This window comes from Vibrio sp. (assembly GCF_047973365.1).
GTDB lineage: Bacteria > Pseudomonadota > Gammaproteobacteria > Enterobacterales > Vibrionaceae > Vibrio.
Genome location: NZ_JBKEBW010000049.1, coordinates 46,743 through 54,958 on the forward strand (window position 1 = coordinate 46,743; position 8,216 = coordinate 54,958).

Annotated in this window: 8 protein-coding genes; 5 read left to right on the plus strand and 3 right to left on the minus strand. The window is 41.0% G+C overall.

The annotated features are described in order from the left end of the window. Nucleotides 1–42 precede the first annotated feature (42 nt). Complete coding sequence (locus ACK5MF_RS06945; RefSeq protein WP_416920662.1) at nt 43–930, plus strand: LysR family transcriptional regulator; 888 nt, start codon at nt 43–45, stop codon at nt 928–930. A gap of 52 nt (nt 931–982) precedes the next feature. Here ACK5MF_RS06945 and ACK5MF_RS06950 read toward each other — a convergent pair whose 3' ends face one another. Then, complete coding sequence (locus ACK5MF_RS06950) at nt 983–3,667, minus strand: GNAT family N-acetyltransferase (RefSeq protein WP_416920664.1); 2,685 nt, start codon at nt 3,665–3,667, stop codon at nt 983–985. 217 nt (nt 3,668–3,884) lie between these two features. Between ACK5MF_RS06950 and ACK5MF_RS06955 the strand changes: the two genes are divergently transcribed. Continuing rightward, nucleotides 3,885–4,472: an SPOR domain-containing protein gene (locus tag ACK5MF_RS06955; RefSeq protein ID WP_416920666.1), complete on the plus strand. Its 588-nt coding sequence runs from the start codon at nt 3,885–3,887 to the stop codon at nt 4,470–4,472. 149 nt (nt 4,473–4,621) lie between these two features. Next, nucleotides 4,622–5,626: a D-alanine--D-alanine ligase gene (locus ACK5MF_RS06960; protein WP_416920668.1), complete on the plus strand. Its 1,005-nt coding sequence runs from the start codon at nt 4,622–4,624 to the stop codon at nt 5,624–5,626. Here the strand turns inward: ACK5MF_RS06960 and ACK5MF_RS06965 are convergent. Further along, nucleotides 5,610–6,569 carry a tyrosine-type recombinase/integrase gene (locus ACK5MF_RS06965; protein WP_416920670.1) on the minus strand — a complete coding sequence of 320 codons (960 nt, stop codon included), beginning with the start codon at nt 6,567–6,569 and terminating at the stop codon, nt 5,610–5,612. The two genes, ACK5MF_RS06960 and ACK5MF_RS06965, sit on opposite strands and share 17 nt — an antisense overlap. 101 nt (nt 6,570–6,670) lie before the next feature. Here ACK5MF_RS06965 and ACK5MF_RS06970 point away from each other — a divergent pair, with 101 nt between their 5' ends. Continuing rightward, entirely contained in the window at nt 6,671–7,045 is a 375-nt protein-coding gene (locus ACK5MF_RS06970; protein ID WP_416920672.1) for a DUF3319 domain-containing protein, read from the plus strand. Between the two features lies 1 nt (nt 7,046). After that, complete coding sequence (yciH, locus tag ACK5MF_RS06975; RefSeq protein ID WP_416920673.1) at nt 7,047–7,358, plus strand: stress response translation initiation inhibitor YciH; 312 nt, start codon at nt 7,047–7,049, stop codon at nt 7,356–7,358. A 476-nt stretch (nt 7,359–7,834) separates the two neighbouring features. On the opposite strand, the gene ACK5MF_RS06980 is transcribed toward yciH, so the two are convergent. Beyond that, a partial coding sequence (locus ACK5MF_RS06980; RefSeq protein ID WP_416920675.1) for a Tn3 family transposase occupies nt 7,835–8,216 on the minus strand: 382 nt, incomplete at its 5' end.

The window sequence follows — 8,216 nt, forward strand, 5'->3', positions numbered from 1 at the left end:
GCAGGTCGATTAGCTGATTACTTTTAGAATAAGGATATTGTTTTGCATAGCCCAATAACTCTTGAAGCACTGCATATTCTCGATGCCATTGATAGACGAGGCAGCTTCGCATCTGCTGCGAATGAACTGAACAGGGCGCCTAGCTCCTTGAGTTATCAGATCCAAAAGTTAGAGCAAGACTTAGATATCATGATCTTTGACCGTTCTGGTCACAAAGCGAACTTTACTGAAGCAGGGAAGCTCATTCTTGAGCGTGGTAGAGCGATTCTTTCTGCAACAGAAAAGTTGGTCAATGATGCCACTTTGCTGGCAAATGGCTGGGAGCTTGATATAACGGTCGCTTTTGATGGGATCATCCCAGTTGCTTGCTTTTTCCCAATGGTTGAAGAACTAGGTAACGTGAGCAAAACACGAATAAGGCTACAAGAAGAAATATTGGCGGGTTGCTGGGAGTCACTGGCTACTGACCGTTCTGATTTATTAGTTTGTCCGAAAGTAGATACATTGCCACAGGATGTGAAGGCTGAAGTATTAGGTACCATGTCAATGGTGTGGGTTGCTGCGACTAACCATTATGTCCATAAAAGAAGTGGTGAGTTTAATGAAGAAGCTCGACAAAAATATCGCGTTATCACTATTGCAGATACTGCTCGTGATCAACCCGCAATGAGCGTGAATATTCTCCAGAAACAACCTCGGCTAACTGTTACCAATTTTAGCGCAAAATGCCAAGCGCTAGTAGAAGGGCTAGGTATTGGATCGCTGCCAAAACATGTTGCAGAGCCATTAATACAAGAAGGGAAGCTCAAGATAATCAGTGGTACTCAGGAATGGGATATGGAACTGATTATGGCCTGGCGACGTAACAAAATTGGTGAGGCAAAATCTTGGTGTATTCAATATCTTAAGAAAAACTGGAAACTAGTTTGAGATCAAAAATAGACATAACGATCGTAAAGATCGTTATGTCTATTTGAGAATATTAAGGATTGAGTGGTAACACCATGTCCGCAGTGCCATCCTCAAAGTGCACATCTACCTCAAATCCAAGCCTTTGAGCCAATGTAAGCATGCCTCGATTAGTTGGCATTGTCATTCCTGACATCTGTTTAGTGCCTTTGGCTCTACAGTAATCAATAATTCTGCTCATCAGAACTTTGCCTAGTCCTTTCCCTTTAACATCAGTACGAATGAGTATCGCGAACTCAGCGTCTGTATTTTCAGCGTTGATCAGCGCGCGAGAGACGCCTATGATTTCTTCTTTATCGCTATCGCTAGTTACGGCCACAAAGGCCATTTCTCTGTCGTAGTCGATTTGTGTCAAGTTTGCCAACGCTTCATGATTAAACTCACCGACGTCAGAGAAGAATCGCTTATATAAGTCTTCTTTACTGACTTTCTTAATGAACTCGGCATGATGAGGTTCATCTTCAGGCAAAATTGGACGGACTGTTATTTTCTCCCCATCTTTCGCTGTGCACTGCTCGACTAATTCCGTTGGATAAGGACGTATAGCAAGACGACTTTGCGCATCACCGTCGAATCTCTTTAGAGTTAAATCAGCATCAAGTACGGTAAATTGGTCGCCATTAACGAGTACTGGATGAATATCTAGTTCGTGTACCTGAGGACATTCGACAACCATTTGAGAAATACGAACTAAAAACTCTGACAACCCATTAATATCAATGGGAACGGGTAGCTTTTGCAGACGAATCTTACCGCTGCGAATCGCTCTAACAATCAGATAACGAGCTAAGGTTGTATTTAGAGGTGGAAGTGCAGCTGCTGCATCCGAAGCTTCGTTCCATTCGGATCCACCTTGTCCTAACAGTATTACAGGGCCGAACGTGTTGTCATGTTTTACTTTAATCCGCAGTTCTTCTCCTCCAGCGAGCTTTGCCATACCCTGAACAAGTAACCCGTGAATATTGGCTGAAGGATAGTGTAGTTGTGCTCGGTCAAAAATGGCTTCTGCAGCGCTGGATACTTCATGTGAATTTCTAAGGTTCAGCATTACACCTTGAACATCTGATTTGTGTGCAATATCTGGTGATCTTAGTTTCACAGCTACTGGATAACCTATTGTTTCTGCAATATGTACCGCTTCACTTGCGTCCGTAGCAATCCAGGTTGGCAACAAATTAAAGTTAAAACATTTCAAAAAACTGCCTATTTGGTGGGTATCCAAATGCTGCTGATCGTTTTCGGCTAAATGCTCATCGATCCAAAGCTTCGCAGCATTGATCTCTGAGACATGAACGGCTTCCGCTGTAGTAGGCGTCTCCATAAGTTGTTTTTGGTTTCGTCGATATTCCACCAGATGCATGAAAGCTACCACTGCGCTTTCAGGGGTTCTGTAAGTGGGAATTCCAGCTTGATTAAATAGTTGCCTTGCAGGCCTTGCTGTGAGTTCACCTGACCAATTTGTTAGGATATTAAAGCGTCTAGATCGGGGGTGAGATTTAACAAGATCTATAATGGCTTGTGCTGTTTGTTCTGATTGTGCTATTGCTGATGGACTATGCATGATCAAAATAGCATCTGCATCATCACTGTCTAATACCGCTTTTAATGCGTTGATATAGCGGTTGTGATCCGCATCGCCAACGATATCAATTGGATTTCCATGTGACCAACTTTGTGGCAAGCATTGATTGAGTGTTTCGAAGACCGAATCTTCTAGCTCCGCTAATCGGCCTCCGTGATCAAGCAGGGTATCTGTTGCCATGATCGCGGGACCACCACCATTGGTAATAATGGCAAGCCGTTCACCACGAAGAGGGACGGAATGAGTAAGGGTTTCAACAGCCGCGAACAGCTCGTGAGTATTGTTTACACGTAGCATCCCTGTACGACGAATAGCAGAATCGTAGATAATATCGAGAGTGTCATCGCCACCAGTATGCATTTGTGCCGCTTTTTTACCCGCTTTAGTACGACCGCCTTTTAAAACGAGTATTCGCCGATTTCGCGATGCAGCACGTGCCGCCGACATAAAACGTCTGGCGTCACTGATGGTATCTACATACAACAAAATAGCATCGGTGTGTTTATCGGTACTAAGGCAATCAAGCAAATCAGCAAAATTTATGTCGGTCGCGTTACCTAAAGATACAAAAGCAGAAAACCCTATCTGTTTGTCATTCGCCCAATCCAAAATAGTGGTACATACAGCAGCAGATTGAGAGATAAAAGCAATATTTCCTTTTGTTGCAGTTACTGGTGAGAACGATCCGTTGAAATTTGCCCACGGCAATATCAATCCTAAACTGTTTGGACCTAAAATACGCATCCCATGTTGCCTTGCAATTGCATTGCATTGCGCTTGGATTTCTATGCCTTGAGCGTCCAAAGTGTACATATCCGATGACAAGACGATGGCGTTAGCTACGCCAAGTTCGGCAAGTTGTCTGATAATTGCAACGTTTCTGCTTGCATGAGTGCAAAGAATTGCGATGTCGGGAATTAAAGGGAGTGAGGCAATAGTTTTGTAAGCTAAAACACCGCATACTGAAGGGTAATAAGGTGTGACGGGCATAATCGCGCCGTCAAATCCGCCTTGAAGTAGGTTTTTCATGACAATATTGCCGGAGCGAAAAGGCCGAATAGAGGCACCAATTACAGCGACTGATTGGGGTTTAAGTAACTGACTTAAGTTGTTCATGATGACCACGCCATAAATTGACTGTGTTTATATCCTAACCAATTAATGACAATTCTGTTTGCGTATTTAGTGTCACTGTGATCATCGCAGCAGGTTCCAAACGCTACTTTGTGTCCTAAATCACACGTTATCGTTATATATTGGCGAGCTATGCTTGATTCTAAGCGCCGCTATCGGCATGATTTAAATTAATTACTATCAGAGCGTTAATAACCCCATGAAAAAAATTTCAATTATAGGCTTGTCAGCATTATTGGCTGCATGTTCTTCTGGTTCTTATACCACCGATGTCACCTCAGAAAGTCACCGTGAAGATTACAACGTAGCAACAGTACAACAGCCAGTTGTTTCTGATTCTGGTATGGCTTCTGGCATTACTGAGCAGAATGTAGAAACGCAATCGATTCAGACCGCGCCTCAAATAGTAGAAAAGCCCGTCGAAAAGAGAGTAGTTAAAATCAGTCCCAAGCCTGCGACTGTAGCAATAACGCCGCCAACCGCCAAGCAAGTTGCTATGAATCCCCGTTATGGTTATACAATTCAGGTCGTAGCGGTTGGTAGCCAAAACAAAGTTGACCAATTTGCCAACAAGTTACCAAAAGATGGTCAACCAATATGGGAAAATTATAAAGTAGTGAACGGAACGAAATGGTATACAATTCTTTTCGGAGACTACGCAACCCGCCAGGAAGCAACAAAAGCAATTGCAGAGTTACCTGCTGAGTTCATTGTCTTAAAACCGTTTGCAAAAAGTATAGACTCGATTAAGAACTCTGAATTCCCTACGCTTAATAAGCTAAATTAAACTGTTTCGTAGTGAGCAAAAGGGGCTTAACTGCCTCTTTTGACCGTTATATGAGCAGTTAAACAGAGAATTGTTTATGAACGGTGTAAGTTCGCGATGAATTGACTATGATAGACAGGTAATTTATTCAAAGATGTCACGGATATACAATGACAAAGACAACAATTCTTCTTCTATGTGGCGGTGGCTCATCAGAACATGCAGTATCTCTTGTTTCTGCGAACTACATACAGCAACAATTAGCATTAACCCCTGAGTTCGAAGTCATTCGGGTCGAGATGAAAAAAGATGGCTGGTTCTCAGATAGTCATGAACTGGTATATCTTGATACTAATGCTGCTACGTTAAACTGTGATAGCTTTGTAAAAAAAGTGGATTTTGTCATTCCATGTATTCATGGCTATCCAGGCGAGACTGGTGATATTCAGTCAATGCTTGAACTGGCCGGAATTCCATATCTGGGTTGTGCACCGGAAGCTAGCAGCAACAGTTTTAACAAAATTACATCTAAATTGTGGTACGACGCTTTAGGCATCCCTAATACACCTTACTTGTTTTTAACCGAAAACAATCAAAAGTCATACGATCTTGCAAAAGATGCCTTCCATAAATGGGGTAAGATTTTTATCAAGGCGGCACGTCAAGGCTCATCCGTTGGGTGTTACAAGGTCACGAAAGCTGAAGATATCATCGGAGCTGTCAATGCTGCTTTTGGATTTTCTGAGCAGGTGCTTGTAGAAAAAGCGGTTAAGCCACGAGAATTGGAAGTAGCAGCATACGAAATTGATGGTCAACTGCATATTTCTAAACCAGGCGAAATCACTGCACCAGAAGATGCATTCTATACATACGAAGAAAAATACAGCGCAGATAGCCACTCAACAACAGAAGTTGAAGCACAAAATCTAACCGAAGAACAATTGCAAATCATCCATCAAAGCGCAGTTAAAGTATTTAAACATATGAAGTTGAGACATTTATCGCGCATAGATTTTTTCTTAACTTCTGAAGGGGATGTTTATTTGAATGAAGTAAATACATTCCCTGGCATGACACCGATTTCTATGTTCCCCAAAATGCTTGAGCATAACGGTCATCGATTTTCAGAGTTTTTGAGTCAATGCGTGAATAATTCGCTTACTCCCAAGGTTTAAATGAGAAAAACGTGAGTTTTTCTTTCTCTGCTGTGCTTTTACTACCAATGTATTGATAGGGCATAGCAGGGCTGGTCCATCTGCCAAATATCTGAATCTCTTTTACGTTATAGCCTTGCCGTGATAATTCTTGTACTGCACCAACACGTGCAGATTGCCCGGAAAATTTAAGTTCTGGTTGACCGAGTAAGTTTCCTGCATTACGCAAAATTCTAAATATCGACGAATCATCGAGAATATTTTTTGCCACATTGCCATGTTTGTCTATAGAACGAAAAACATAAGGGCTATCTCTATCGACAATCCTAAGCCACTTACCTAAACAATATGTTGCATCTGGAGATAACTGATATTTATTCTGATCTAACGAAAGTATTAGGGAATCATTATTAGTTTCTATCTGTTCAAACGTTAACTGCTTCAATTCAGAGCGTTTTAGAGCACATTCAAACATTACGTGATAAATTGCTAAATCTCGTATTTCTTTCGTTGATTTGTTGTTTGAGTATTTTGCATAAAGCTTTTTCAAATGGATGTTAGTAAACCCCGTCGCCTGTTCTTCATCACCTTTTTTATTGATACGTAATGACATCAGCGATTGTCTTATTTGATAATTAATTGTTGGATCTTTTTTAGAAAAGAGACGATGAATCAAACCAATAGTTACACTGTAGCGTCTAATTGAACTGTATTTACGAACTTTAGATTCGGATTCAAAAAATAGGCGGGTTGCAGTTACTGAGGCAGGCAATGCAGTAACAGCTTTACTTTGGCAAAACTTAACAAAGAGGTTCCAATCATTCTTTAAAGCCAGTAATGAATTATGAGCATAAGAATACTGTGTTAACTCATCCATTTGCTCTAGACTTACCGGCTCATTAAACTGCTTAACCTTATGTTTTAGAATGTCCAAATCTGTGATGTAAGTTAGCTTTTTTTGCATATTAAAGCACTATAACCGGCTCAGTTATTGAATAATATACTTGATAACCATGTAGATACAATTATTATTTAGTTAATACATTAATATGAGCAGATTGAAGTATGGCAAATGCAAGTTATCGGGGTTTCACATTACAAACGACTAAAAATTCAACTGATATTTGGCAGGTACGAATTAAGAGCCATGTTTTATCTGGTAGTTTAGCTGCCGTAAAAAAAAGTATCGATTGGTGGTGCGACACGGCATCATTGATTGACCCTGGTGAATTCGAGTCAGTTAGCAATACCAAGGTAACCACTGGCTCGAAAGAAGAGAACTTCAATGGCTTCACGTTAAAAAATGACACAGGAGAAGCCAATGCTTGGTACTGTTTTTTTAACGGTAAGTTGATCAAAGGTTCTAAACTTGCTTTGCAGAAACATATAGAAGCACATTTAATTGCAAGACAAAAAGCAGCAGCCCAACAGAGAAAGTAGTATGACTCTAGTATATTCGACCGATATAGGCCGTATTAAGCAAGAACCACAGAAAGCAGAAAGACCTAAAGGCGACGGAATTGTCCGCATTCATCGTGAAACTAAAGGTAGAAAAGGCAAAGGCGTTAGCATTGTTAAAGGGTTGGATCTTGATGATGCTCCACTTAAGCTTCTAGCTGCAGAATTAAAGAAAGTTTGTGGCTGTGGTGGCTCAATAAAGGATGGCGATATAGAAATTCAAGGTGATATGCGTGACAAAATCAAAGATCATCTTGAAAAAAAAGGAATGAAAGTAAAACTCGCCGGAAGTTAGTTTTCAGGCGACAAATCTAGTAGAGAACACTTTAGGACGTCACGAATTCTTTACTAGATGACATTTGCTAGTCAGAGCATCCGTTTCGTAAAAATCATCAGCAAATCCAGAAGTGGTGGCAGGATAATTTTCATTCAGAAGACTATTTACACAAACCGATTATTTAACATAATAAACCTAATGCGCATTTCGTTTGTGGGCGCAAAGTTGTAATGTCCAATTTGGGAAAATTAGAAATGTCCTCCCTCATATGCTTAATGAATTCTTTACCCTTAACGTGACGGCGTCACCCTAAAGGTTGTAAATTCCCTGCTAGTGATTTACTCCGCTCATTAAGATTTTCATCTAACCGTAGCATTTATCTTTTTTTCAATTGCAACTGCAAATATTCCAGTTGCTCGCACTTCATCCAATTGCCAGAAATGATTTGATCATCATGTAAAGGGGTCTGAAGCCCAATGGAACGAAAACGTACGCTAAGCAAAATCATCTTGATCTGACGGCTGTTTAAGTGGACGCAGTTCACCGTTTAACACCTGTTCGGCCAATGTAAATGAGTAATGCCCCAACATATTTACATGCTTATGACTGAGTGGTGATAGCCTTGCAATGTCTTTATCTTTTAGCGTTTCACCTTGCCGTTCTACGTGCTCTAATGCAGCCTGCATATAGATGGTATTCCACAGTACAACGGCATTAGTGACTAAACCAAGAGATCCCAATTGATCTTCTTGCCCTTCTCGGTAACGTTTGCGGATTTCTCCGCGTTGACCGTGGCAAATCGCTCTGGCAACGGCATGACGACTTTCGCCTCGGTTTAATTGAGTTAGAATTCTGCGTCGATAGTCTTCGTCATCA

Coding starts and splice junctions, on each gene's coding strand:
- yciH (WP_416920673.1), top strand. CDS start 7,047: ATGACTCTAGTATATTCGACCGATATAGGCCGTATTAAGCAAGAACCA.
- ACK5MF_RS06970 (WP_416920672.1), top strand. CDS start 6,671: ATGGCAAATGCAAGTTATCGGGGTTTCACATTACAAACGACTAAAAAT.
- ACK5MF_RS06950 (WP_416920664.1), bottom strand. CDS start 3,667: ATGAACAACTTAAGTCAGTTACTTAAACCCCAATCAGTCGCTGTAATT.
- ACK5MF_RS06955 (WP_416920666.1), top strand. CDS start 3,885: ATGAAAAAAATTTCAATTATAGGCTTGTCAGCATTATTGGCTGCATGT.
- ACK5MF_RS06965 (WP_416920670.1), bottom strand. CDS start 6,569: ATGCAAAAAAAGCTAACTTACATCACAGATTTGGACATTCTAAAACAT.
- ACK5MF_RS06960 (WP_416920668.1), top strand. CDS start 4,622: ATGACAAAGACAACAATTCTTCTTCTATGTGGCGGTGGCTCATCAGAA.